Raw genomic sequence first — 26,138 nt, forward strand, 5'->3', positions numbered from 1 at the left:
GGTTCAAGACATCTGGTGACGCCGGTGAAGCTCTGGCTCGGGGCGCGGCTCCGCTGAGAGGCCGTCAACGGGCGCGCCGGAACTCTGCCCCTCCGGCTGCCGCACGATGCTTCGCGCGATTTCGTAATATTGCAGCGCGCGTTGCTCGAGCGTGAGGTTGTCCAGGATAAAGCCGCGCGGATCGAACGCGCCGGCGGCGCACCCGGCCCAGAAATTGTCCCAGCCTGCCTCGAAGCCCGCGATGTCCGCGAATTTGGCCCCGCAGCGGTCGTCCCAATAGGGCACCGACGACACGGGCGCGAACTGCACGCGATGCGGATAGTAGTCGGGGTCTCGCCACGGTCCGCCCGGATCCCAGGCGAACACAGGCACGCCGCAGGACAGGGCCTGCTGATAGGCGATGCCCTGGCTTTCGTTCTGGCACAGGAAGATCATCGCGCGCGAGGCCGCCAGCGCGGCCTGAAAATCCTCTTCCTTGTAGCTGCCGTAACGCAGCTCCGTGAAGGAGCATCCCTCTTTTCGCAGGCGAGCGCGGACGGGCTCGATCAGCTCCGGTGCGTAGCGCTCGCGATCCCAGTGCACCTTGTCGTAGATCAGCACATCGAAGGTCTTCTGGGAGGCGCGCGATGGCGCCCACAGATCCGTGTCGATGCCGATCGGCCAAGCCTCGGTGTCGGGCCAATGCGGCCGGTACATGTCGACGTACCAGGGGCCGGGCACCACGACCTTCTTCACCGGCAGACGCTTGAACAGGTCAGGATCGTCGAGCGGATGATTGTGGGCGGCGACGCCGAGCAGGATCGGATTCTTCCACGCGAACTTGTCGAGCAGGAAGGTGCGGCCGATGATGCAGGCCAGCTCCTCCGGATGCTGTGCGATGTAGCCGTAATCATTGACACGGTAGCGGATGCCGAGGCGGTCGAGCCCCGCACAGAGATTGAGGAACACGCGCAGCTGGCCGCTCATGCGCGGCTCGCCGAGCAGCAGGCGGCGCGCCATGCGCCGCAGATGCCGGTCGCCGGGAAACCAGCGATCGTCCTTGTCCTCATAGAACAGGTTGAGGATCATCGCATCGGGGTCGTGTTCGAACGTCTTTGCGGGCACTGGATCCATCCGCGGCAGCCAGATGCGCATTCTCGCATGGGACCGGCCGTCGCACTCTTCCGAATTTGCCACAGGCTTAATGCCAGCGGCTTAACGCTAATTGACGAAACCGCGCCGACGCGCGCCTTCGCGGCGACGATCCGGCCGCAATGCGGAGTATCATTGGCGCGCAGCCAATGCTGCGATCGACCGCATCATCCCCTCACGCAGATGCACCCTGGTTAACAGACTCTTAAAGGCGAGCCGTGGCCCAGATCACCGCCGAAGACGTTCTCGATTTGCCGGCCTCCACGCGCATCGTTCCGGCGGTACGCCAGCCGCTGCCGTCGGGCTCGACCCATTCGGTCTCCGTCGTCATTCCCGCCAAGAACGTTGCGGCCTATATCGGTGAAACCCTTGCCAGTGCCTTGGCTCAGGGTGAGGTGAGCGAAGTGATCGTCGTGGACGACGGTTCCACCGACGACACCACCGCGATCGTCCGCGCCATTCGCGACCCGCGGCTGCGCCTGATGACGAATGATTCCGCCGGCGTATCGGCGGCGCGCAATCTCGGCGCGCGCCATGCAAGCGGCGAGTGGCTGCTGTTCCTCGATGCCGACGACCGCCTGCGCTCCGGCGCGGTAGCCTCGCTGCTGGCCGCGGCACGCGGCGCGCCGCGCGCGGTTCTCGTCTACGGCGACTACAATACGATCGACCATGAGGGACGCCAGATCGGCCGGCGCGACCTCTTGAGGGGACGCCGCAAGCCGTCCGGCGACGTACTGACGCGGCTCGCGGCCGGCAATTTCATCGTCAATGGCGGCATCGCGCTCGCCCGCGCGGAAGCTTTCCGTGCCATCGGCGGCTTCGACACGTCGCTGCGATATTGCGAGGACTGGCATTGCTGGTGCCGCCTCGCCGCGATCGGCGAGTTCGAATTCGCGCCAAAGCTGCTGCTCGATTATCGGCTGCACACGGCCAACACCATGAACGCCGCGGTCCGGACGCCAAAGGACTTCCTTCCGGCGGTCGAGCGGGTGTTCGACGACGGGTTGATCCTGGCCAGATTGCCCGAGGGCATGGCTCCCAGGCTGCGCCTCACCGCCGAGCTTCATCTCATCACCTATGCGGCGATGCAGGCGGTTCGCTTCGGCCGCTATCGCCAGGCCCTGGGCTATCTCGGGATGATCGGCCGGCGTTCGCTCAAGGCGCTGCCGCGTGCCACGGCAAGGACCGCCCTCGCCCGCTTCGGCATCTGACCGTCACGACACGATCTTGGAGGCCTCGTACGGCTTCGGCGCGAAGCCGAACGCTGCGAGCATGGAGCCGAGCGCGACCAGCGCCGGATGCATGGCGACGACGGCCTTCGACGTCGCCAGCAGGCGCGCGGACCGGACCAGCGACAGCGGCAGCCGCCCCAGCATCTGCGCGAACACCCACGCGCGGGCGCCGGCGCTTTGAGCCGCCTTGGACTGCACGCGGTAATTGATCGCACCGATGCGCAAGCCGCGCTTTGCGATCCAGCCGAGGCTGGTGCGGCTTTGCGGCACGGTCTCGGTGATGACGGCCTCCGCCGTCCAGTGGAACATCATGCCGGCGTCGCGGCAGCGCACGAAGAAGTCGCAATCGCCGCCGCCGAGGAAATTGAAACTGAGGTCGAAGGCGGGACGATCGAACCGCTCGAAAACGGACCGTGTGATCAGGCAATTGCCGCAGCCATAGATCAGCGGCACCGCGCCGGAATAGTCGTAGGCGGGAGCGAAGGCGGGGTGACGCGACAGCCAGGGCTTGCTGTCGTCCTCGAAGTCAGGCAGCACCGGCCCGCCGACCACGTCGGCGCCGGTCGCCTCCGCCGTGCGGACCATCAGCTCGAGCCAGTCGGGTGATGCAATCTCGTCGTCGTCGATCATCAGGAAACGGGTCGCGGCGGGAAACAGCGCCTGCGCCGTCTCGAACGCAGCGTTGATCGCCTGGCAATTGCCCTGCCGTTTCTCGACGAGGCAGACACCCTGGAGCCTGCCGGCGGCCAGAAACTCCGCGGCGACCGGGGCGCTTTCGCGCCGCGCAGCATCGTTCTCGACCATGACGACGGCAAAGGAACGCGGGGTCCGCTGGTTCGCCAGCGAGTCCAGTGTCAGGCGCAAATGCTGCGGACGGCGGAAACAGGGAATACAGACGACGATGCCGACCGACAGGTCGATCACGCGGGAGCTCGCCGCGATCTCCCGGTTGGGATCGCGCACGGCATCCGAGATGCGCGTGGCGGCCAGGTCTGTCGGGATCAATGTCATGACGTCTTAGATGTCCGAGATATGTTGAAAAAGCCCTGCGTCGATCACGCATCCCGCGACGGCACATCGCCGCGGGACAGATGCATCCCAAAATGAACAGCCAGCCGAAGGCGCTTGCAGAGGCCTCGCGCCGATCTGCCGGCTGTCCCCAGACATCATCATGCGCTTAACCGCTTTCGCCTGTTTCTCCCGCGAAATCATGCGCACGTGATACTGCAATTCGCGGTCCATGCGACTGCAGCCATCCAACATGAACAATACCGTAGTTAATGCGCATGCGCATTAACCGGACCCTAAGCACTGCGATCGGTGACAGCGCCCGGCATCAGATTTGCTCTTCGGGCATGCGAGATTTTTCCTGTAAATTTGAATAGAACAAGCGCGGTCAAGAAACATGAACAAGCCAGCCACGATCGATTTCGCGACAGCCACGGCGATCCAGATCCCCGCGGCCACCGCACCCGTCCAGGCGCTGCACGATCTCGTCCCCGGCGAAGCCCGCGACAGCCTGCTCACCGTTCACGACCTGCTGCGCCGCGAGTTGCCGAAAGGCCAACTCGCCATCTACGAGGCCGGTGGCGGCTCGTGCAGCGTCCTGCCGCCGGAATTGCTCGGCCGCAGCAAAGTCACCGTCGTCGATATCGACGAGGACCAGGTCCGCAACAACGGCTATGCGGACGAGGCGATCCTCGGCGACGTCCAGACCTACCGTTTCGCGCAGCAGACCTTCGATCTCGTGATCTGCTACAACGTGATCGAGCATCTGCCCCATGTCGACGCCGCGCTCTTGAACTTCCGCGATGCGCTCAAGCGCGGCGGCATGATCCTGATCGGCGCGCCCAATCCGCGTTCGCTGTCCGGCGTCGTCACCAAATATTCGCCGCACTGGTTTCACGTCTGGTTCTACCGGCACATTCGCGGCATCAAGGATGCCGGTCTGCCCGGCGAGCCGCCGTTCCCGACCTTCTTCCATCCGCTGGTGACGCTGCCCCGGCTCGAGGCGTTCGCGGCCGCCAACGGCCTCGAAATGATCTACCTCCGCGAGGTCGAGAGTCCGCGCTATCCCGAGATGCGCCGGCGCAAGCCGCTGTTCGCGGCCCTCGTGGATGCCGGCGCCGCCTTGCTGAACACCATGCTATCGCACGGCACCGACGTCCGCCGCGGCGACTATCACGTCATCCTGCGCAAGAGCTGACGATCATGGCGCGCAAGCGGCTCATCATAGGACATGCGGAGACCCGCAGCCGAGCCGTGCGCGGTAACGAACCGTTAATGTCCAGGGAGCCCTCGCGACCCCGGCGTCACGAGGACGCATCGCGGAGTGGCAGGCGCTTAAACGGTTTGTTTGCCATTTCGGTGAATAGTCCCTCAATGAGTATGGTTAATTTTCCCTGTTGCGTTGATTGGGCACCTATATCCCGGGTGCATGGCGTAGAGCGAAGAGTAACCCCTCAGCCTGCGGCAGTTGGAATGGAAGCTGGGGATCATGCTTGACTATAACCAGCCAATAGATCGGGCGAGACCCGAGTCCCCGCAACAGAAGTCCCAGGCCGGCTTCAACGTGTTGGAGCTCGCCAATCTGCTCTGGCGGCGCAAGGTCGCGATTGCCGCGGCTGCCCTGCTCGGCGCAACGCTTGCCGTCACCATCGGCAAGAACCTGACGCCCCGCTACACCGCTACCGCCCAGCTCTACGTCGATCCGCGCGAGCTTCAGCTCGTCGACCGTGAGCTCACGCCGCGCGCGCAGGACGTCTCCGGCATGTCCATGGTGGTGGAGAGCCAGGCGCGCCTGATCACCGCCAATAGCGTCCTGCTCAAGGTGATCCAGCAGGCTGGTCTCGACAAGGATCCGGAATTCGGCGGCGGCGACGGCAAGAGCCTGATGTCGTCGCTGCTCGGCCTGATCGGCCTTCAGTCTCCCCCGCCTTCCGCCGCGGCCAACAGCGAAGTGCAGCTCGCGGCGCTCGAGGCGCTGAACCGGCACATCACGATCCGCAAGACCGAGAAGAGCTTCATCGTCGACATCGAGGTGTGGTCGATGGATCCGGCGAAGGCGGCGATGCTCGCCAACACGCTGACCAACGCCTACCTCACGGAATCCCGCAATTCGCAGGCGTCAGCCGCCCGGCGCGCCACCAACGATCTCTCCGGCCGCCTCAAGGAGCTGCGCGAGCGGCTGCGCAACGCCGAGACCGCGCTCGCCACCTACAAGGCCCAGAACAATTTCGTCGGCACCCAGGATGCGCTGATCAGCGACCAGCAGCTCTCCGCCAGTAACCAGCGGCTTTCCGCGGCCCGCGCGGCGACGATGGATGCCCAGGCACGGCTCGACCAGATCGAGGCGAGCCGCCGCACCGCCGCCGACGCCGGGGCGATTCCGGAAGCGCTGCAATCGCCGACGATCGCGAATTTGCGCGCGCAATATGCCGATGCGCGCAAGAAGTACGCGGAGCAGGCCGGTGAGCTCGGGCCACGCCATCCGGCGCTGCGCCAGACCGAGAAGCAGGTCGAGGACCTCAAGCGTACCATCAGCGAAGAGATCGACCGCTTCGCCCAATCCGCCAAGAACGATCTGACGCGCGCCCGCGACTTCGAAGCCTCGCTCAACCGGGCGCTGGAGGCGCAGAAGCGGCAAAGCGTCCAGCTCAGCCAGGCCGCCGTGCGCCTGCGCGAGCTCGAGCGCGAAGCCGATGCCAGCCGCGACGTCTACCAGTCCTTCCTCAAGCGCTCTCGCGAGACCGAGGAGCAGGAGAGCCTGAACACCTCGGCGGCCCGAATCATCGGCGAGGCGACAGTGCCGCAGCGGCGCTCGTTCCCGCCCGCGATGAGCCTGTTCGCCATGATCGGCTTCATCTTCGGCGCGCTTGCGGCGTCGAGCTGGTTCGTCGCGGCCGAGTTGCTGTTCGCCGGCGCAACCGCGCCAGCGCCCGCGCCGGCCCGCCGCGAACGCAAGCCGGTGCCGGAGAAGACCCGCGTTCCCGAGGTTTCGCGAGAGCTGGAAGCATCGCAGCCCGAGCCGGCGTTGCGAGCCCCCGAAGTCGCGCAGCTCCCGCCCGAACTTGCCGCACCACCGCTGCAACCCGCGATGGTCGAAAGCCCCTTGATCGAAAAGCCGCTGATCGCGCGCCTGCAGGAGGCCGACGTCATTCACACGCTCGGCGCCATTCTCACCACCGGCGGCGGCGTCGATCTCACCCGGCTCGGCTGGCCGACATTGCGGCCCGGCTTTCCCCTGACGAAGCTGCTCAACGCCTGGCGCGACATGCGCGCGGCCGTGGCCCGCCGCGCCGGCGGCAAGGCGATGCCCGTCATTGCGCTCGTCGGCACCGGCGAGACCACCGGACGCAGCGTGAGCGCGCTGAACTTCGCGCTCGCGGCTGCGCGCGATGGCGCCCGCGTGCTGATGATCGACGCCGACCATCAGGCCCACGCGCTCTCGAACAAGGTCAGCCGCCCCGGCAAGAACGAGCCGAGCAGGCTCGGCTGGCTCTCGATCGGCAGCAAGGCCGCACGCGAGATCAAGACGGTCAACGGCATTTCGGTGCTGCCGGCCGGCGAGGGCGATGCCGGCAAGGCCGCCGAGGCGATCCGCAAGGCGATCGCGCAGGCGCGCGCCGCAGGCGGCTACGACCTCGTGATCCTCGACGGCCCCGCGATGCCGCTTGTTGCCGGCGACCGCAAGCTGCTCGACGACACCGACGCGCTGGTGGCGGTGCTGCCGACCAGCCACGACATCAACGACAGCCTCGAAGAGGTCCTGACCGCGCTGGGCCGCGCCGAGCGCAAGCTCGTCGGCGTCGTGCTCGACGAGCTCACCCCTTCAGTCGAAGCGCGTCAGCGAGGCAGACAATATGCTTGAGCGCCGCGTCAACCTCGATGGACGGGCAGCGACTGCCGACGTGCCGCGGATCACCGTCGGCGGGCTTCGCATGGCCGCGCTCGACCTGGAAGCCACCGCCGATTTCATGATCGAGGCGACCGATCCCAATCACCGTATCGGCCGTCCGCTGTTCCTGACCTCGGCCAATGGCGAGGTGCTGGCGCGCTGCTCGACCGAGCCGCAGACCGAGCATCTGTTCCGCGCCGCCGATCTGATCAATGCGGACGGTCAGCCGCTGGTCGCCGCCTCGAAGCTGCAATCCTGGTTTCCGCTGCCCGAGCGCGTGGCCACCACAGACCTGTTCCACGTCGTCGCGCGCAAGGCGGAAGCGGCCGGCCGCACCTTCTACATGTTGGGCGCCAGCGAGGCGGAGAACGCCGCGGCCGTCGAGAACGTCCAGAAGATGTATCCCAATCTCAGGATCGTCGGATACAGCCACGGCTATCTGCGAGGCGAGGCGCTGCGCGCAAAGGTCGATGAGATCAACGCACTTGCGCCTGATTATCTGTGGGTCGCGCTAGGCGTGCCCAACGAGCAGGCATTCGTGAAGGAGTTCACGCCGCACCTCACCAATGTTGGCGTTATCAAGACATCAGGCGGGCTGTTCAACTTCTTGTCAGGAAGCCGTTCCCGCGCGCCGCAATGGATGCAGAAGATCGGACTCGAATGGGTCTGGCGCACCTTGCTCGAGCCGCGGCGCCTGTTCTGGCGCTATTTGACCACCAACCCCCGCGCGCTCTATCTTCTCTTCAGCCGCAAACGACCCCTCCGCTAAGAGAAGAGCAGAAGACACGACATGACAGACCGACCGACCGTCCTCGTCACCGGGGGCGCGGGCTACATTGGCTCGCATGCCTGCCGCGCATTGACCGCCGCCGGCTATCAGCCCATCGTTTATGACAATCTCTCGACAGGCCATCGCAGCTTCGTTGCCGGCCCCCTGGTCACGGGCGATCTGCTCGACGGCGCGGCGCTGGCACGCGCCTTCGCCGACCATGAAATCACGGCGGTGATGCATTTCGCGGCGGCGAGCCTGGTCGGCGAATCCATGACCGATCCGCAGAAATACTATGTCAACAATGTGCAGGGAACGCTGTCGCTGTTGCAGGCGATGCGCAACGCAGGCTGCCAGCGCATCGTGTTCTCCTCAACCGGCGCCGTCTACGGCAATGCCGATTCGAAGGAACTGCCGGAAGACTTTCCCTGCGCACCGATCAACCCCTACGGCGCATCGAAGTGGATGATCGAGCGGATGCTCGCCGACTACCGCTCTGCCTATGGCTTCGGCGCGTTCTGCCTGCGTTATTTCAACGCCAGCGGTGCCGATCCCGCCGGCGGCATCGGCGAGCTGCGCGACAATGAGACCCATCTCATCCCCCGCGCCATGATGGCGCTGCAGGGCCATGTCGACTTCGCAGTGTTCGGCGACGACTACGACACGCCTGACGGAACCGCGATCCGCGACTACATTCACGTCACCGACCTTGCGGCGGCGCATGTCGCGGCCCTGAAGCTTCTGGAAGGCGGACATGCCGGCGGCAGCTTCAATCTCGGCACCGGAGCCGGCTTCTCCGTGCGCGAGATCCTCAACGCCATCAGGCAAGAGACCGGACGCGAGGTGCCGCACACCGTCAAGCCGCGCCGCGCCGGCGATCCCACCTATCTGGTCGCAGATCCGTCTGCCGCGCGACAGGTGCTGAACTTCGTGCCGCGCCATTCCGACCTGGCTACGGTGATCCGAACCGCCTGGGCCTGGCACCAGACGGCACATCCGTTCAGGCCGCGTTAGGCAATCAACGCAGCCGCAGCCGTCAGACGACGGCGCGCTTCAGCCGTGACGCCACGGCTTCCGTGGCGACGGCGTCCGGCTCCGGCTGGAGCGGCGGGGCGATCGGCAGCACCATCGGCCGTAGCAGCTCGGCCATCTCGCGCGCCGGTACCGGTTTCGAGATCAGGAAGCCCTGCATCTCGTCGCAACCGTGGGTGCGCAGGAAGGCCTCCTGCTCGGCATTCTCGACGCCTTCGGCGACGACGGTCATGCCGAGCGCCTTGCCCATGCTGATGATCGCCTGTGCGATCGCCTGGTCTTCCGAATCCTGCGGCAGGTCCCGCACGAAGGAACGGTCGATCTTGATGGTGTCGATCGGGAAGTGCTTCATCAGCGACATCGACGAATAGCCGGTGCCGAAATCGTCGATGGCGAGGCGAATGCCGCGGCTCTGGATGGCGTCGAGCACCTTGAGCGCGCGGCCGACATTGCGCATCATCATGCTCTCGGTGACTTCGAGCTGCAGCAGCACCGGCGACATGCCGCTGGCCGCCAGCGCCTCGTCGACGTCCTGCAGCAGGTGCTCGTCGGCGAACTGCCGCGGCGACAAATTGACCGCCATCGACAACGGCAGCAGGCCGCGGCGCTGCCAAGCCATGGCCTGCGCGCAGGCCTCGTTGAGCACCCAGCGGCCGATCGGCACGATCAGCCCGGTTTCCTCCGCAAGCGGAATGAACTGCGCCGGCGAGACGTTGCCGAGCTCGGGATGGTTCCAGCGCAGCAGCGCTTCGACACCTGTGATCTGGCCGGTCTCCATCTCCACCTTGGGCTGGTAGTTCAGCGAGAACTGCCCGCGCTCCAGCGCCCGGCGCAGCGCGCTCTCCAGCGACAGCCGCTCGATCGACTGCGTCTTCACTTCCTTGGAGAAGAAGCGATAGCCGTTCTTGCCGTCTTCCTTGGCGAGATACATCGCCATGTCGGCGTTCTTGGTCAGCGTCTGCGCGTCGGAGCCGTTGGCCGGATACATCGCGATGCCGATCGAAGCCGTGGTGTGGCACTCGTGCCCGGCCAGTTCCATGGGCTGGGCGAGCGCGGCCAGGATCTCGGTCGCGATGTGCTGAACGTCGTCGATCTCGCCGCACTGGTCGAGGATCACCACGAATTCGTCGCCGCCGAGCCGCGCCACCACGTCGCTTGCCCGCAGCGCGCCGCGCAGGCGGTTGGCCACTTCGAGCAGGAGCAGATCGCCAGCCTCGTGCCCCAGCGAATCGTTGATGACCTTGAAGCGGTCGAGATCGATGAACAGCACGGCAAAGCGATGATCATGCCGCTCCGCCGTGGCGATCGCCTGGCGCAGCAGCGCGTTGAAAGTCTCGCGATTCGGAAGGTCGGTCAGGCTGTCATGCGAGGCGAGATACTCGATCCGCTCATCCGCCTGGTTCTTGGCGTCGGCGCGATCGAAATTCTCCACCGCAAAGGCGACGTTGTCGGCGAGTCGCTGCAACAGCTCGACGAACTCGGTCGTAAAAGTCGCCGGCTCGGTCGACATGTAGATCATGACGCCGACGGCCTGGTCGTGCACGATGAGCGGAAATGCCGCGCCGGAGCGCGCGCCGTCGCCGCGCACGACGGCGTGGAAGGCGCTCACGCGCTGGTCGTTGAGATAGTCGTTGCTGATGCAGGGCTGGCGCGTGCGGAACGCCGTGCCGCTCATCCCGCGTCCTTCGGGCCGCTCGGGGTCGATGGAGAGGCGGACGTTGCGCGTGGTGTCGGCGGAGGGGCCGGCGCTCGCCACGATTTCCAGCTGATCGCTGTCGGCCCTTGCCAGCGCGATGGTGGTCGAGGTGAACTTGGCACCGTTCGACGCCGCAAGACACACGAGATCGAACAGCTCGGCGCGCGACTTCGCCCGCATGATCGCCTCGTTGGTCGCGCTCAGCGCCGCGAACATGCGCCTCAGGCGCTCCTTCTGCGCCTCGGTGCGGGCCTTCTCCTCGGCACGCTCGAAATTGTCGAGTGCGAACGAGACGTTTTCTGCAAGACGGGCCAGCAGCTCGACCAGATCGGGCGTGAATGTGTCCTCCTCCGGAGCGAGGAAGAGCAGAATGCCGATCGGCTTCCGGCCGTCGCGCAGCAGCGGGAAGCTCGCAGCCGCGCGGGTCCCGTCCTCGACGGCCTTGGAGTGCCAGTGCGCCGAGCGCGGGTCGTGCATATAGTCATTGATGACGCTCGGCCGGCACGTCCGCAGCGAAATTCCGATGATTCCCTGGCCCTCGGGGTGATCTGCGGAAATCGCGCAGGTGCGCCCGACCATCCGCTCCTGAAGCCGCCCCTTCACGGCGACGACCCGGACCAGTTCGGATGCCTCGTCGATGATTCCAATCGTCGCCGAGGCGAACATGTCGCCCAGCACGGCTGCCTGGCATGCGACGTCGAACAGCTCCTCGCGGGTCTCGGCACGCATGATGGCTTCGTTGGTGGCGCTCAACGCCGCGAACATGCCGCTCAGCCGGTTTCGCTGCTTGTCGGCCTTGGCCTTCTCCTCGGCGCGGTCGAGATTTGCGATCGCGAGTGACACGTTGCGCGCAAGACGTTCCAGCAGTTCGACCAGCTCGGGCGTGAACGTGCCGATCTCCAGGGAATTGAACAGGAACACGCCCTCGGTACGATCACCGTTGAGCAACGGCAGCGCCGCGGAGGACTTGACGCCGGTGCGGCGCGCGCTGTCGTACCACGGCTTGAGGCGGTCGTCGGCCAGCAGGTCGTTGGTCAGGCACGGCTTTCCGGTGCGGAAACACGTGCCGGTCAGGCCTCGTCCTTCCGGCACCTTGTCCGTCGTCGCAAATTTCAGGCTGCGCACCTCATCGGAATTCGGTCCCGCAGAGGCGACGACGCGCAGCAGCTCGGAGGCAGGCTCAGCGAGCGCGATCGTAGCCGAACCGAACTTGCCGCCTTGCACCGAGGCTTCGCAGACGAGATCGAACAGCTCGGCCCGCGATGTCGCCCGGATGATCGCTTCATTGGTCGCGCTGAGCGCGGCATACATGCGCGCCAGGCGTTCCTCCTCCGCCGAGATGCGGGCCTTTTCGGACTCCCGGCCGAAATTCTCGATGGCGAACGAGACGTTCTCGGCCATGCGCAGCAGCAGCGCGACGATCTCCTCGTCCTTGGCCCAGGAGCGGCTGATGAAGAACAACAGCACGCCGACACTTTCGCCGCGCTTGACCAGGGGCGCGACCACGCAGGCGGCGACGCCGGTATTGACGTTAGCCTGCTCCCAGGGCGAGCCCCTGGTGCGGCTGGCGAGGTCGTCCTCGACGATGGCCTTCTGCGTCCGGAACACCTCGCCTGAGATGCCTCTGCCAAAAGGATTATCCGGGTCGACCGAATAGCGTGCCTGGGTGACGAGCTCCAGGTTCTGTCCGGTGGCGGCGACCGGCTTCATCCAGTGGGAATCCGGCTCGCGGAGCAGCACGATGGTCGCCAGCGACTTGCCGCCGTGGACGGAAGCGTCGCATACGAGCTGGTACAGCTCCTGCTCGGTCTTGGCGCGCAGGATGGCTTCGTTGGTGGCGCTAAGCGCGCCGAACATGCGATTGAGCCGCCGCGCAGCCCGCTCGGTGGTCTTCTGCGCGGTCGCGCGCGCGAAATTATCCAGCGCATAGGAAATGTTCGCCGACATGCGCTCGAACAGCGACACCATCTGCTCGTTCAGCGAGCCGGCTTCGCGGCGGGTCACGTAGAGCACGCCGACGCTCTTGCCGTTGCAGAGCAGCGGCAGCGCAGCAGCCGCGCCGATGCCGGCCGAAGCCGCGCCCTCGCGCCACGCCAGCGAGCGCGGATCGTTCAGATAATCATTGCTGACGCACAGCTTCTGGTCGCGAAACGCCTCGCCACCGACCCCAGATCCCTCGGGTGTACCGGCTTCCGTCGTGATGACGATCGAGCGAAGGCGCGGGATGTCGTCGCCGCAGCCGGCGGCGAATTGCAACAGACGGCCGTCCGGTTCGGCCAGGAACACGGCCACGGCCAAAAAGTCCCCGCTCGAAAACCCGGCGTCGCAGACCTTCTGGTACAGCTCGTCCGGCGATTTCGCATAGAGAATCGCTTCGTTGATGGCGCTCAACGCCGCAAAGGTGCGCGCGAGTGTCGTCGGCACGATCTCAGCTCCCGGGCATTCTGCCAGTTTCTCCCGGGTGACTTTATGAACGGCCATCGCCTAAGTGGTCGTTATTGCGCGCCGCAAACCGTCAATCAAAGTGAACGAGCTGCGAACGGGATGCGCCAAACTGCCGAAAATACCGCCGCGCGGGACGGGTCTTCGACCAAAGGCGCGTTCTCTTTACGAATCTGCAGCCCTGTATTGGTTTACGGGAGATTGATATCGCCGCCGCGCTTTGAGACGATGGCCTTAACCAGCGCCCGCCAAGGGCACGAACGTCGGGGAACGCCATGCCGATCGTCAAGGCCGATCGCCTCACGCGCGTCAGCGCCGCCCTGCTCCGCGCCGCCGGAGCCTCCGAGGAAGAGGCGGACGCCGTCGCAAGCGGTTGCGTCAACGCCAATCTCGCCGGCCACGATTCCCACGGCGTCATCGCTATTCCCACCTATATCGACCGCATCAAGGCCGGCCACATCGTTCCCGGCGCCGAATGGACCATCGTCCAGGAATCGCCGACCACGACCGTGATCGACGGTCATTGGGGTTTTGGCTTCCACGTCAACGCCAAGGCGATGGCGCTGACGATCGAGAAGGCCAAGACGGCGAACGTCGCGGCGTGCACCGTGTTCCGGCAGAGCCATGTCGGCCGCCTTGCCGCCTATCCCCTGATGGCGATGCGCGCAGGCATGATCGGGATCGCGACGGCGGATTCCGGCCGCTCGCCGAAGCACGTGGCGCCGTTCGGGGGCAAGGAGGCGCGGCTCGGCACCAACCCGATCTCGATCGCGGTGCCGTCCGATCTCGATGCGCCGTTCTATCTGGACATGGCGACCTCGGCGGTCGCGGCCGGCAAGATCCAGCTTGCGGTCGCGCGCGGCGAGGACATTCCAAACGGATGGATCATCGACGCCGAGGGACGGCACACCACCGATCCCACGCAATACCGCAAGGGCGGCGCACTGCTGCCGCTCGGCGGCACCGAAGGCTACAAGGGCAGCGGCCTCGCCGCCATGGTCGAGGTGCTGTGCGGCTTGCTGACCGGTCTCGGCTTCGGCGTCGAGCCGACGGGGCGGCACAATGACGGATGCTTCATGGCGGTGTTCAACGTCGCCGCGTTCCGGCAACTGGCGGAGTTCAAGCGCGAGGTCGCCGAGTTCGCGCATTATCTGAAATCGACGCCGCCGTCCGAGGGCAGCACGGGCGTCTACTATCCCGGCGAGATCGAGGGCCTGCGCGAGCAGCAGCGCCTGCGCGACGGCATCGAGATCGAGGATGCCACCTGGGAGAAGCTGCGAGCGCTGGCGCGGGACTACCGGCTCGACACTGTGCTCGATCTGGCCTGACGGAATGGAGAACAGCAGCATGAATCGACAGATGGTCCTGGTCGGCTTCCTCCAGGCGCAGAACTGCACCAATTTGCCGAGCTCCTGGCGGCATCCGGACTCGCGCGACGATTCCATGTCGGCGGACTATTATCAGGCGATCGCCAGAATTCTCGAAGCCGGCAAGTTCCACATGGCCTTCTTCGACGATCGCCTGGCGATGCCGGACCGCTATGGCAACGACCACGCCCACACCGTCGAATACGGCATCCGCTGCGTGAAGATGGATCCGCTGATCGTGCTGACCACGATGGGCATGGTCACCGAGAAGCTCGGCTTGGGCGCGACCTGCTCGACCACCTATTACGAACCGTTCGACGTCGCGCGCCGGTTCGCGACGCTCGACCTGATGTCCGGCGGGCGCGCGGGCTGGAACGTCGTGACCTCGCTCAACGACGGCGAAGCCCTCAACATGGGGCGCGACTCCCATCCCGAACATGATTCCCGCTACGACAAGGCCGACGAGTTCATGGAGGTCGTGCTCGGTCATTGGGACACCTGGGAGGACGGCGCGCTCATCATGGACAAGAAGACCGGCCGCTTTGCCGATCCGACCAAGGTGAAGCGGCTCGACCACAAGGGACCGGCCTTCAAGTCGCGCGGGCCGTTCACCGTGCCGCGCTCGAGCCAAGGCCACCCCGTGATCATCCAGGCCGGCGCATCCGGCCGTGGCCAGCGCTTTGCGGGGCGATGGGGTGAAGTCATCTTCACTGCTGCGCGCAATCTTCAGGCCGCCAAGGACGGCTATGCCGCCGTGCGCAACGAGGCCGCCAAGGCCGGCCGCGACCCCGACCAGATGTTCCTTTGCAATCTGACGACGCCGGTCTGCGCCGCGACCAAGGCGGAGGCCGAGGACAAGATGGCGCTGATCAACAAGCTGCCGCTGCAGATCGATGCGCTGTCGTTGCTCGCCGAAGCCCTCAACTATGATTTCGCCTCCAAGGATCTCGACGAGCCGCTGACGACGGACGAGCTGAAGAGCATGCAGGGCATTCTGGGCATCCGCGACGGCGTGCTGAAGGCTTCGGGCAAAAGCAATCCGAGCGCGCGCGACTTCGTCACCTTCTCCGGCCGCGGCCAGGTCCAGGACGCGATGGTCGGCGGCCCCAAGGAGATCGCGGACAAATTCGAGGAAATGTTCGTCGAGCGCGGCTGCGACGGCTTTGTCATCGCGGCAACCTACGTCCCTGGCTCCTACGCCGATTTCGTCCAGCATATCGTGCCCGAGCTGCAGCGCCGCGGCCTGTTCCAGAAGGATTATCGCGGCAAGACGCTGCGGGAGAATCTCGGACTGAAGCGGCCGGCGGCCGGCGCCTGGAAGGTGCAGCCGCGCGATGCCGCAGAATAACGACGAGGACACAGCATGCGCTGGTTGAAATTCACGGCTGCGGGCAAGACCTCGTGGGGGATCATCGAGGGCGACAAGGTCGTCGCGGTCGAGGGCGAGCCCTTTGGTGAATGGCAGCGCTCGTCGCGCACGCATGCGCTGTCGGATGTGAAGATCGAGCTGCCGCTGATCCCCCGCACCTTCTATTGCGTCGGCTTGAACTATCTGAAGCACCTGAAGGAGGCCGCCGACAAGGCCGGCACCGTACCGGCTGTGCCAGACCGCCCCGAGATCGGCTATCGCGCCCAGAATGCGCTGATCGCGCATGACGAGGACGTGGTGATCCCGTCCTTTGCGACGGAGAAGATCCACTATGAAGGCGAGCTCGTCGTCGTCATCGGCAAGAAGGTGAAGCATCTCACCGAAGAAAACGCGATGGATTGCGTGTTCGGCTACACCATCGGCAACGACGTCAGCGAGCGAAGCTGGCAGAAGGCCGACCGCAGCCTGTGGCGCTCGAAGAACGCCGACACGTTCAAGCCGATGGGCCCGTGGATCGAGACCGAGGCGGATCTCGCGAAGATGGAAACGGTGGTTCGGGTCAACGGCAAGGAGACCAACCGCTTCGTGACCGGCGACATGATCTTCGGCGTGGTGCCGTTCATGGTCGAGCTGACCAAGTATTTTACCTTGTGGCCGGGCGATTTGATCTGGATGGGCACCGACGGCGCCTCGCCGGACATCAAGCACGGCGATGTCGTGGAGATCGACATCACGGGCGTCGGGACGTTGCGGAATCGATTTGTGCGGGAGGAGCGGTAAGCAACGGTGCCGTAGGGTAGGCAATGCGAAGCTTGCCCACGCCTTTCTTCGACGCGTCAAGAGATCGTGGTCGCGGCGCAAGGGCGCCTTTGCCCACCTTGCGAGACCTCCTTCAAAACGGCAGCGCCACGCTCGACTTGATCTCCTTCAGCACCACATTGCTGCGGACATAGCGGATGCCGGGGATGCGAAACATGAATTCGTCGAGGAAGCGGTTATAGGCCGCCATGTCCTGCACGACGACGCGCAGATGATAGTCGGCGTCGCCCGTGGTCGCGAAGCACTCCAGCACCTCGCGCCGCTTCGTCACCCGCGCGACGAATTCGTCGACGAACTTCGCGTCATGCCGCTCCAGCGAGACGTGGAGGATGGCCGACATCGCAAAGCCGGCCTGCTCGCGCGCGACCAGCGCCGCATAGCCCTGGATGACGCCGGCCTCCTCCAGCGCGCGGACCCGGCGCCAGCAGGCCGAGGTCGACATGCCGACCTCATCCGCCAATTGCTGGTTGGTGGCACGACCATCCTTCTGAAGATGAGCGAGAATCCGGGTGTCCTGGTCTTCAATCATGGAGCTCTCCCAATTCAGTTAAATCTACCAGATTTCACCACGTTACGAGAAATTCTACCAGAAATCGGCTCCCGTTCGAGAAAATAGGTAAGAACTACCAGCGCTCCGGGCATACCCTTCCACCATTCCGGCAGGGTGCCGCGCGAGGTCTGCCATGGACGCCATTCCGTCACTCGACACCTATGAGCTTTCCGACCGCTACGACCGCGAAGAGGGCCGCGTCTTCCTCACGGGCACGCAGGGCATCGTCCGCATCGCGCTCGACCAGATCAGGCGCGACCGTGCCGCGGGGCTCAACACCGCCGGCTTCATCTCCGGCTATCGCGGCTCCCCGCTCGGCGGCGTCGATCTCGAGCTGTGGCGGATCCAGGAGCGTCTCAAGAGGGACCGCATCGAATTCCTGCCCGCCGTGAACGAGGATCTCGCGGCGACCGCAGTGCTCGGCTCGCAGCAGGTGGAGACGCAGGGCGACCGCGAGGTCGATGGCGTGTTCGGACTCTGGTACGGCAAGGGCCCCGGCGTCGATCGTTCCGGCGATGCACTGAAACACGGCAATGCCTACGGCTCCTCGCCGCATGGCGGCGTGCTGGTCGTTGCCGGCGACGACCATGGCTGCGTTTCCTCCTCGATGCCGCACCAATCCGACGTCGCCTTCATGAGCTGGTTCATGCCGACGCTGCATCCGGCCAGCGTCAGCGAGTATCTGGAGTTTGGTGAATATGGCTACGCGCTGAGCCGCTTCTCCGGCATGTGGGTCGGCTTCAAAGCGATCTCGGAAATCGTGGAATCAGGCGCCTCCGTCGCGCTGCGCCCGCCGCGCGCCTTCCGCACGCCTGACTTCACGCCGCCGCCTGATGGACTGCACTACCGCTGGCCCGATCTGCCGGGTCCGCAGATCGAGGAGCGGCTGGAGGCGAAGAAGCACGCAGTCTACGCCTTCGCCAAGGCCAATCCGATCGACCGTCACATCTACGACATCAAGGATGCGACCTACGGCATCGTCACCACGGGCAAGGCGCATCTCGACCTGATGGAAGCGCTGCGCCTGATGGGCCTCGATGAAGCCGCCTGCCGCAGCATCGGTATCGACATCTACAAGGTCGGCATGGTCTGGCCGCTGGCGCTGCATGACGCCATGGCCTTCGTGAAAGGCAAGCGCGAGATTTTGGTGGTCGAGGAGAAGCGCGGCATCATCGAGAGCCAGTTCAAGGAATATTTCTACGATTATCCCGGCAGCAAGCCCGAGCGCATGGTCGGCAAGCACGACGAAACCGGGGCCAGGCTGATCTCCTGGATCGGGGAATTGTCGCCGCGCGCACTGGCGGGCGTCCTGGCGCGGCGGCTCGATCCGATGTTTCCCGGCCTCAATCTTGCCGCACGCGCAGCCGCCCTGATGCCGGAGGCGGCGCGCAGCATCAACGTCCCCGGCGCGACGCGCACGCCCTATTTTTGCTCGGGTTGCCCGCACAACACATCGACGAAGGTGCCCGAGGGATCGAAAGCGCTGGCCGGCATCGGCTGCCATTTCATGGCGAGCTGGATGGACCGGGAGACCTCGTCGCTGATCCAGATGGGCGGTGAAGGCGTCAACTGGGCGGCGTCGTCGCGGTTCACCGGCCGCAAGCACATCTTCCAGAACCTCGGCGAAGGCACCTACTACCATTCCGGCTCGATGGCGATCCGGCAGGCAATCGCGGCCAAGGCCAACATCACCTACAAGATCCTGTTCAACGATGCCGTCGCGATGACGGGCGGCCAGCCGGTCGACGGCCCCGTCAGCGTGCACGCGATCGCGCACAGCGTTCGCGCCGAAGGCGTGACGCGCATCGCGCTGGTGTCGGACGATCCCGCACAGTTTTCGCCCGCTGACCTGCCAGCCGGCGTCACCATCCATCCGCGCGAGGAGATGGACGCCGTACAGCGCGAGCTGCGTGAAGTGCCCGGCGTGTCGGTGCTGATCTATCAACAGACCTGCGCCACCGAGAAGCGGCGCCGGCGCAAGCGCGGCGAGATGGCCGACCCCAAGCGCTTCGCCACCATCAACGATCTCGTCTGCGAAGGCTGCGGCGACTGTTCGGTCGAATCCAACTGCCTCAGCGTCGAGCCGAAGGAGACGCCGTTCGGCCGAAAGCGGCAGATCAACCTGTCGTCCTGCAACAAAGATTTTTCCTGCCTCAACGGCTTCTGCCCGAGTTTTGTGACTGTCGAAGGCGCGACGCGCCGGAAGAAGGCCGCGAGCCAGATCGACGCGGTCGGCCATGCCGCCACGCTTCCCCTGCCCGCGACCGCAACCCTCGACCGCCCCTACGACCTGCTCGTGACCGGGGTCGGCGGTACCGGCGTGATCACGGTCGGCGCACTGATCGGCATGGCCGCACATCTCGAACGCCGTGGCGTCTCGGTGCTGGACTTCACCGGCTTTGCGCAGAAGTTCGGGCCTGTGCTCAGCTATATTCGCCTCGCACCAAATCCCGAGGCCCTGCACCAGGTGCGCATCGACCAGGGCGCGGCCGATGCGCTGATCGGCTGCGATCTCGTCGTCAGCTCTTCGCCAAAGGCATCGGGCACCTATCGCCGAGGAACGCGCGCCGCGGTCAACACCGCGGAGATGCCGACCGGCGACGTGGTCCGCTTCCGCGACGCAGATCTCGCCTCCGGCGCCCGCCTGCGCGCGATTGGCCGGGTCATCGGCGAGCACGATCTCGGCACGATCAATGCCAACGCGCTGGCCGAACGGCTGCTCGGCGATGCCGTCTATGCCAATATCATCATGCTCGGCTTTGCCTGGCAGCGCGGCCTGGTCCCGATTTCATTGCAGGCGCTGCTGCGCGCGATCGAGCTCAACGGCGTCGCGGTCGAGCGCAACAAGCAAGCCTTTGCCTGGGGCCGCATTGCCGCTTCCGATCCCGACTTCCTGCCGAAGGCGAGCGAACAGCCTGAGGTTGAGACGCTCGACCAGATCATCGAGCGCCGCGCCGACTTTCTCACCGCCTATCAGGACAGCGCCTATGCGGAACGCTACCGAACGACCATCGCCGGCGTTCGCAGCGCCGAGGCTGCCCTGAACAGCGAAGCCCTGACCGAGGCCGTCGCCCGCGCGCTGTTCAAGCTGATGGCCTACAAGGACGAATACGAGGTGGCACGGCTGCACATGCAAAGCGGCTTCCTCGACGAGCTCAAGCGTGAATTTGAGGACGGCTTCAGCGTGCAATATCACCTCGCCCCACCATTCCTCCCCTCGAAGCGCGACGCACGTGGACGTCCGCGCAAACGTGCGTTCGGCCAGTGGATCCAGATGCCGCTGGCCATGCTCGCGCGCTTGAAGGGGCTGCGCGGAACGCCGTTCGATCCGTTCGGCTATACTGCGGAGCGGCGTACCGAGCGCGAGCTGATCGCGTGGTATGAAAATCTGATCAAACGGATGCTCGCCGAGCTCGATGCGGCATGTCTTCCGAATCTCGTCGCCATTGCAAAGGCGCCGATGGAGATCCGCGGTTATGGCCCGGTCAAGGACAGCGCGATCGGGACGACGAAGACGGAGGTCGAGCGGCTGTTTGACAAACTCCACACGCCATCACCGGCGAGGATGCTTGCTACTGCTTGACGCGGCGCCGGTGAGATCTCTACCTCTAATACCAAGGGGCGCGGCTTCAGCTGGCAGGACAGGATGAAGATCGCGGGCCCGATCCCGATATTTCGATCGGGGTGGGCGCGCCTTCCTTGTCGCCGTCGAACATGATCAGGACACGCAATCCGGATGACGTCTTGTCCAGCGGCAGAAGCCCCTCCGGCTTTCGCTCCGGATCGAACGGCAAGTCCTTGAGCAGCTCGACGGACTCTGACGTACCGTCCCACGCGTAGACCGAATAGGCGCCGGGTCCGTCGGCAACGGGACCCGCCAAGACAAGAATGCGGTCCCCGAATGATGCGAGATCGCGCACGCCACGACCGTCGCCGAGCGGCAGCCGGTACAGGCGATGGTCCGTGCTGTTTCCATTGCCAAACAAAGAAGTCAGCTCGACCGACAGAACGACGGCGCATTTCCCGTTCAGCAGGGGGCCCCGAAACCCGGCCAGCAGCGTCCGGTCGTCCTTGATCGCCAGGCCTTCGATCGTCAGCCCGTTCGTCTCCAGCCGCATGTCCATGAACGGGCGGAGAGCCGGATCGCTTGCGATCACGTCTCGTAGCCGCGGCGTACGCTCGAGGCTCGACACATTGCCGTCTGCTCCCGTCGTGCGGAACCGGACGATCTGGCTGTTTGCGGCGATCTTCGCCTGAATCTTGGCGGCATCTGCCTTGGGATCGAGCTTGTGCTTCTTGTCCCGCGGATGCCCATGCGAGCCGATGATGTAAAAGTACTCATATTCCCCTTTGGAAAAGGCGACGCCCTCGCCGTCGAGTTCGAGTGCTTTGCCATCAAACGTGTTGTCGATCAATTTGACCGGGCTGCCGGCAACAAGCTCGCCGTCGGTCAATTCGATGAACTGGGCGTCCTGGAGATTGTCGTCGATGACGAGGCATGACCGGGGAAACCCTTCCGTGGTCGTGCAGGCGATGCCGCTGACATCCTTGGACTTGCCGCCGTCCTCGCCGAGCAGTCTCTTCGTGACCGGCCACGCATCGTCGGCCGCAGCAAGAGCAGGCTGCATGCCGCCCGCCGCCACGAGCCCGAGCAGCAAAGTCGCAATCCATCCCGTTCTGGCGAGGGTCATTGAAGCCTCCGATCAGCGTTTGCCGGTTCAGATGTGACCAAGTCCGGCTTCACCGCAATATGATGCCGCCAACCCCTGCGAAGCTCACGCAATCGAACGCCGATCGGCTTGCCGCCTGTCGATGCGCCGAACAAAGCAGAGCTTGAGAAGCAGAGCCGGAAAGCCGGCATGTGCAAAACATCACATCGAAGAAACAGGATCGGGCCGAGCCAACTCGGTCCAAAATAGATCACTCATATCTTAAGTTGTATTTTTCCAGATGCCTTGGCGATGTCAACTCACTTCCCAGCGACAAACAAGGCGTCGCCGGTGAGCGGCCTCAGGAATACGGATTGATCAGCTTCTGTTGCTCGGCACTGTGCTGCACGAGCATGTCGATGAAGGTCTTGACCTTCGCCGACAAATGATGGCGATGCGGATAGACCGCATTCATCGACATCTCGACCGGCCGATATTCGGGCAAGAGCCGAACGAGGTGACCGGCTTCGAGATCGTCCCGAACGAGAAACCCGGCCATCAGGCAGACCGCAGCGCCGTCTAGCGCCACCTTCCGCAACGCTTCGCCGCTGTTGGTGATGAAACTGCCGGAAACGCGCACCGATGCCGGCACGCCCTTGCGATCAAGGAAGCGCCAGTCGTCGCCAAACGGGTAGTTCAGATGACGGCCGCAATTGTGCGCGCCGAGCTCATCGAGCTTCTGCACGCGACCGTGCCGTTCGAGATAATCGTGCGAGCAGCACAGCACGTGGCGCCAGGTCGCGAGGCTGCGGACGATCAAGCTGGAATCAGGCGGCGAGGTCATGCGCAAGGCGACGTCATAGCCTTCCTCGATGAGGTCGATCTCGGCTTCGCCCATGCGCAGGTCGATCTTGAGCTCCGGATAGGCCGACAGGAGCTTCGCCACGACAGGCGCGACGAACGGCACCATGTGCGTGGCGACGTGGACGCGCAACGTGCCGCGGGGCACCGACTGCAATTCGCTCGCGATATCGTCGGCTTGCTCGAGATCGGCCAAGATCTGGGTCGAGCGGTCGTAATAGGCTTTGCCGATCTCGGTGAGGCTCACCTTCCGCGTGGTGCGGTTGAGCAGGCGCACGCCGAGCCGGTCCTCCAGCGCCTGCACGTGGTTGCTCACCATGGTCGTCGACATGTTGAGCCGGCGGGCGGCGGCGGAAAAGCCGCCGTTTTCAACCACTTGGACGAACGCAGTAAGGCCGGTGAAGCGATCCATGGCTCCGATTATCCGTTCCTGCTGGATAATGCTTCCATAAATTCAGAGATTATCACAACGAACGGGACAGCACATCTTGCGGATACCAGCGGCGCACCGTTCAGACGGGCGTCCGGGAAATCCGAGGATGCCATGTCGAACGCTTCTTATGCCCCTGAAACCAATGAAAAAATCAGCCTGCGCCCGTCCCGTCAGGCACTCAGGCGGGCGGCGATCGGCCTGGCGCTGGCGATCGGCGTCGCGGTCGCCGGCGACTATGGCTACGACTACCTGAAAACCGGCCGCTACCTGGAATCCACCGACGACGCCTATGTGAAGGCGGACTCCACGATCATTGCGCCGAAGGTCTCAGGCTACATCGCCAAGGTGCTCGTCGCCGACAATGAGAGGGTCAGGGCGGGCCAAACGCTGGCCAGGATCGACGACCGCGACTTCGGGACCGCGCTCGACCAGGCGAAGGCCGACGTCGCCGCCGCCGAAGCCTCGGTGCGCAACATCGATGCCCAGCTCGAACTGCAGCAACCGGTCATCGAGCAGAGCACGGCGGATGTCGCTGCGGCCGACGCCAATCTGAAATTCGCGCAGGAGGAGCGCGCCCGCTACGACGACCTGATGAAGTCCGGATCCGGCACGATCCAGCGTGCGCAGCAGACCGACGCGGCGCTGCGCGCCAGCAGCGCGCAAGCGCAACACGCGAAATTCGGCCTTCTGGCCGCACAGCGCAAGATCGACGTGCTCACCACCCAGCGCGCGCAGGCCACCGCTCAGCTCGCGCGGGCCCGCGCGGTCGCGCAGCAGGCGGCGTTGAACCTGTCCTACACCGAGATCACCGCGCCGGTTGACGGCACGGTCGGCGCCCGGAGCTTGCGGGTCGGCCAATACGTCCAGGCCGGCACGCAATTGATGGCGGTGGTGCCGCTCGACGCGGTCTATGTCATCGCGAACTTCAAGGAGACCCAGCTCACGCATGTGCGGCCGGGACAGCCGGTCGAACTGCACATCGACAGCTTCCGCGACAAGACCCTGCGGGGTCATGTCGACAGCCTGTCGCCGGCGAGCGGGCTCGAATTCGCACTGCTGCCGCCTGACAACGCCACCGGCAATTTCACCAAGATCGTGCAGCGCGTCCCCGTGAAGATCGTGCTCGACGACCACAGTCTCGCCGGCCTGCTGCGCCCCGGCATGTCGGCGGTGCCGACCGTGGACACCAAGCAGGCCGTGCTGGCCGCGCGCGAGACGGCCAAACGCCTCGCCGACAACACCTCCCGCGCGCACGGGGGCTGAAGCCATGAGCACGCTGCAACCGACCGTCGACGCTGCTGCCGGCCTCTCCGCCCCCGCTGCGCCCGCCGCGCCGGCGGTGTCCGCAAGAACCTGGATCGCGGTGATCGGCGCCACGCTCGGCGCCTTCATGGCGGTGCTGAACATCCAGATCGTCAACGCCTCGCTCGCGGACATCCAGGGCGCGATCGGCGCCGGCATCGACGACGGCGGCTGGATCTCGACCTCCTATCTGATCGCCGAGATCGTGGTGATCCCGCTGTCCGGCTGGCTCGCGCAGGTGTTCTCGATCCGAATCTATCTTCTCACCAACGCGATCCTGTTCCTCCTGCTGTCGGCGGCCTGCGCGCTGGCACAGGATCTGTCGCAGATGATCGTGCTGCGTGCCGTCCAGGGATTCACCGGCGGCGTTCTGATCCCGATGGCATTCACGCTGATCATCACGCTGCTGCCGCGCGCAAAACAGCCGGTGGGCCTGGCGCTGTTCGCGCTGTCCGCGACATTCGCCCCCGCGATCGGCCCGACGATCGGCGGCTATCTCACCGAGAATTTCGGCTGGGAGTACATCTTCTACGTCAACCTCGTCCCCGGTGCGGTCATGGTCGGCATGCTCTGGTACGCGCTCGAGGCCAAACCGATGAAGCTGTCGCTCCTCGCGGAGGGCGACTGGGCCGGCATCATCACCATGGCGATCGGGCTATCGGCGCTGCAGACCGTGCTGGAGGAAGGCAACAAGGACGACTGGTTCGGCTCACCATTCATCGTCAAGCTCTCAGTGATCGCGGCCGTCGCACTGACCGCCTTCCTGGTCATCGAGCTGACGGTGAAGAAGCCGCTGCTCAACCTGCGCCTGCTGGTCCGCCGCAATTTCGGCTTCGGCATGCTCGCGAACTTCCTGCTGGGCATTGCGCTGTACGGCTCGGTGTTCATCCTGCCGCAATATCTGGCGCGCATCCAGGGCTACAACGCCGAGCAGATCGGCATGGTGCTGGCATGGACCGGACTGCCGCAACTGGTGCTGATCCCGCTGGTGCCGCGCCTGATGCAGAAATTCGATGCGCGGCTCGTGATCGGAATCGGCTTCGTGCTGTTCGCAGGCTCCAACTTCATGAACATCACTATGACCAGCGACTATGCCGCCGACCAGCTGCTGTGGCCCAATGTCGTCCGCGCGATCGGCCAGGCGCTGGTGATGGCACCGCTGTCGGCGGTCGCAACCGCGGGCATCGAGCCGGAGAACGCAGGCTCGGCCTCCGGACTGTTCAACATGATGCGTAATCTCGGCGGCGCCGTCGGCATCGCGCTGCTGCAAACGGTGCTGACCAAGCGCGAGCAATATCACTCCAACGTGTTGACGCAATCGGTGTCGGTGTTCGAGCAGGCGACGCGGACGCGGCTGGAACAATTGACGCAATACTTCGTCAATCACGGCATCCTCGACCGTGCGGACGCCGCGCATCGCGCCTATGTCGCGATCGGACATACCGTGCAGAAGCAGGCGTACATCCTCGCCTTCAGCGACACTTTCTATCTGCTCGGCATGGCGCTGATCGTGGCTTTGGTTGCCGTCCTTTTCCTGAAGAAGCCCGGCCAGACCTCGGCCGGCGGCGCCCACTGACGTCAACCCAACC

The 26,138-nt window shown here is 65.0% G+C and carries 18 protein-coding genes; 11 read left to right on the plus strand and 7 right to left on the minus strand.

Annotated features, from left to right (window positions below; all coding sequences use genetic code 11):
- Window positions 1-3: 3 nt before the first annotated feature.
- Window positions 4-1,104: a glycosyltransferase gene (locus RPS27_RS16415; RefSeq protein WP_212067937.1), complete on the minus strand. Its 1,101-nt coding sequence runs from the start codon at window positions 1,102-1,104 to the stop codon at window positions 4-6.
- Window positions 1,105-1,349: 245 nt separating this feature from the next.
- Between RPS27_RS16415 and RPS27_RS16420 the strand changes: the two genes are divergently transcribed.
- Complete coding sequence (locus RPS27_RS16420) at window positions 1,350-2,342, plus strand: glycosyltransferase (RefSeq protein WP_212067936.1); 993 nt, start codon at window positions 1,350-1,352, stop codon at window positions 2,340-2,342.
- A 3-nt stretch (window positions 2,343-2,345) separates the two neighbouring features.
- Here the strand turns inward: RPS27_RS16420 and RPS27_RS16425 are convergent, their stop codons facing one another.
- On the minus strand, window positions 2,346-3,374 hold the full coding sequence (locus RPS27_RS16425) for a glycosyltransferase family 2 protein (protein ID WP_212067935.1): 1,029 nt from the start codon (window positions 3,372-3,374) through the stop codon (window positions 2,346-2,348).
- 6 nt (window positions 3,375-3,380) lie between these two features.
- Entirely contained in the window at window positions 3,381-3,605 is a 225-nt protein-coding gene (locus RPS27_RS16430; protein WP_313754136.1) for a hypothetical protein, read from the minus strand.
- Between the two features lie 163 nt (window positions 3,606-3,768).
- Between RPS27_RS16430 and RPS27_RS16435 the strand changes: the two genes are divergently transcribed.
- The 4 genes from RPS27_RS16435 to galE all read left to right on the plus strand — a co-directional run bounded on the left by RPS27_RS16435 (window position 3,769) and on the right by galE (window position 9,043).
- On the plus strand, window positions 3,769-4,569 hold the full coding sequence (locus tag RPS27_RS16435; RefSeq protein ID WP_212067934.1) for a bifunctional 2-polyprenyl-6-hydroxyphenol methylase/3-demethylubiquinol 3-O-methyltransferase UbiG: 801 nt from the start codon (window positions 3,769-3,771) through the stop codon (window positions 4,567-4,569).
- 291 nt (window positions 4,570-4,860) lie between these two features.
- Entirely contained in the window at window positions 4,861-7,233 is a 2,373-nt protein-coding gene (locus tag RPS27_RS16440) for an exopolysaccharide transport family protein (RefSeq protein ID WP_313754137.1), read from the plus strand.
- Window positions 7,226-8,029 (plus strand): WecB/TagA/CpsF family glycosyltransferase, encoded by an 804-nt coding sequence (locus RPS27_RS16445; RefSeq protein ID WP_194405990.1) that lies wholly within the window; start codon window positions 7,226-7,228, stop codon window positions 8,027-8,029. Before RPS27_RS16440 ends, RPS27_RS16445 begins: the two co-directional genes overlap by 8 nt.
- A gap of 21 nt (window positions 8,030-8,050) precedes the next feature.
- Window positions 8,051-9,043 (plus strand): UDP-glucose 4-epimerase GalE, encoded by a 993-nt coding sequence (galE, locus tag RPS27_RS16450; RefSeq protein WP_212067932.1) that lies wholly within the window; start codon window positions 8,051-8,053, stop codon window positions 9,041-9,043.
- A 22-nt stretch (window positions 9,044-9,065) separates the two neighbouring features.
- Here galE and RPS27_RS16455 read toward each other — a convergent pair whose 3' ends face one another.
- A complete protein-coding gene (locus RPS27_RS16455; RefSeq protein ID WP_313754138.1) occupies window positions 9,066-13,181 on the minus strand; it encodes a GAF domain-containing protein in 4,116 nt (1,371 codons plus the stop codon).
- Window positions 13,182-13,474: 293 nt separating this feature from the next.
- Here RPS27_RS16455 and RPS27_RS16460 point away from each other — a divergent pair, with 293 nt between their 5' ends.
- The 3 genes from RPS27_RS16460 to RPS27_RS16470 are packed head-to-tail and all read left to right on the plus strand — an operon-like array spanning window position 13,475 to window position 16,715.
- On the plus strand, window positions 13,475-14,527 hold the full coding sequence (locus RPS27_RS16460) for an Ldh family oxidoreductase (protein WP_211418567.1): 1,053 nt from the start codon (window positions 13,475-13,477) through the stop codon (window positions 14,525-14,527).
- 19 nt (window positions 14,528-14,546) lie between these two features.
- A complete protein-coding gene (locus RPS27_RS16465) occupies window positions 14,547-15,914 on the plus strand; it encodes an LLM class flavin-dependent oxidoreductase (protein ID WP_212067930.1) in 1,368 nt (455 codons plus the stop codon).
- A 15-nt stretch (window positions 15,915-15,929) separates the two neighbouring features.
- The gene (locus RPS27_RS16470) at window positions 15,930-16,715 is read left to right on the plus strand and encodes a fumarylacetoacetate hydrolase family protein (RefSeq protein ID WP_313754139.1); all 786 of its coding nucleotides are present in this window, start codon (window positions 15,930-15,932) and stop codon (window positions 16,713-16,715) included.
- Window positions 16,716-16,827: 112 nt separating this feature from the next.
- Here RPS27_RS16470 and RPS27_RS16475 read toward each other — a convergent pair whose 3' ends face one another.
- Entirely contained in the window at window positions 16,828-17,283 is a 456-nt protein-coding gene (locus tag RPS27_RS16475) for an Lrp/AsnC family transcriptional regulator (protein WP_212067928.1), read from the minus strand.
- Window positions 17,284-17,437: 154 nt separating this feature from the next.
- Between RPS27_RS16475 and RPS27_RS16480 the strand changes: the two genes are divergently transcribed.
- Window positions 17,438-20,887 (plus strand): indolepyruvate ferredoxin oxidoreductase family protein, encoded by a 3,450-nt coding sequence (locus RPS27_RS16480; protein WP_212067927.1) that lies wholly within the window; start codon window positions 17,438-17,440, stop codon window positions 20,885-20,887.
- A 46-nt stretch (window positions 20,888-20,933) separates the two neighbouring features.
- Here RPS27_RS16480 and RPS27_RS16485 read toward each other — a convergent pair whose 3' ends face one another.
- Both RPS27_RS16485 and RPS27_RS16490 read right to left on the minus strand, forming a co-directional pair.
- Complete coding sequence (locus tag RPS27_RS16485) at window positions 20,934-21,995, minus strand: DUF3616 domain-containing protein (RefSeq protein ID WP_313754140.1); 1,062 nt, start codon at window positions 21,993-21,995, stop codon at window positions 20,934-20,936.
- Between the two features lie 319 nt (window positions 21,996-22,314).
- Window positions 22,315-23,226, minus strand: coding sequence for a LysR family transcriptional regulator (locus tag RPS27_RS16490; RefSeq protein ID WP_212067925.1), 912 nt, complete (start codon window positions 23,224-23,226; stop codon window positions 22,315-22,317).
- Between the two features lie 132 nt (window positions 23,227-23,358).
- Here RPS27_RS16490 and RPS27_RS16495 point away from each other — a divergent pair, with 132 nt between their 5' ends.
- Both RPS27_RS16495 and RPS27_RS16500 read left to right on the plus strand, forming a co-directional pair.
- Entirely contained in the window at window positions 23,359-24,510 is a 1,152-nt protein-coding gene (locus RPS27_RS16495; RefSeq protein WP_212067924.1) for an HlyD family secretion protein, read from the plus strand.
- A 4-nt stretch (window positions 24,511-24,514) separates the two neighbouring features.
- A complete protein-coding gene (locus RPS27_RS16500; protein WP_212067923.1) occupies window positions 24,515-26,125 on the plus strand; it encodes an MDR family MFS transporter in 1,611 nt (536 codons plus the stop codon).
- Window positions 26,126-26,138: the final 13 nt, after the last annotated feature.

The organism is Bradyrhizobium sp. WYCCWR 12699, assembly GCF_032144035.1.
In the GTDB taxonomy this organism is placed as follows: Bacteria; Pseudomonadota; Alphaproteobacteria; order Rhizobiales; family Xanthobacteraceae; genus Bradyrhizobium.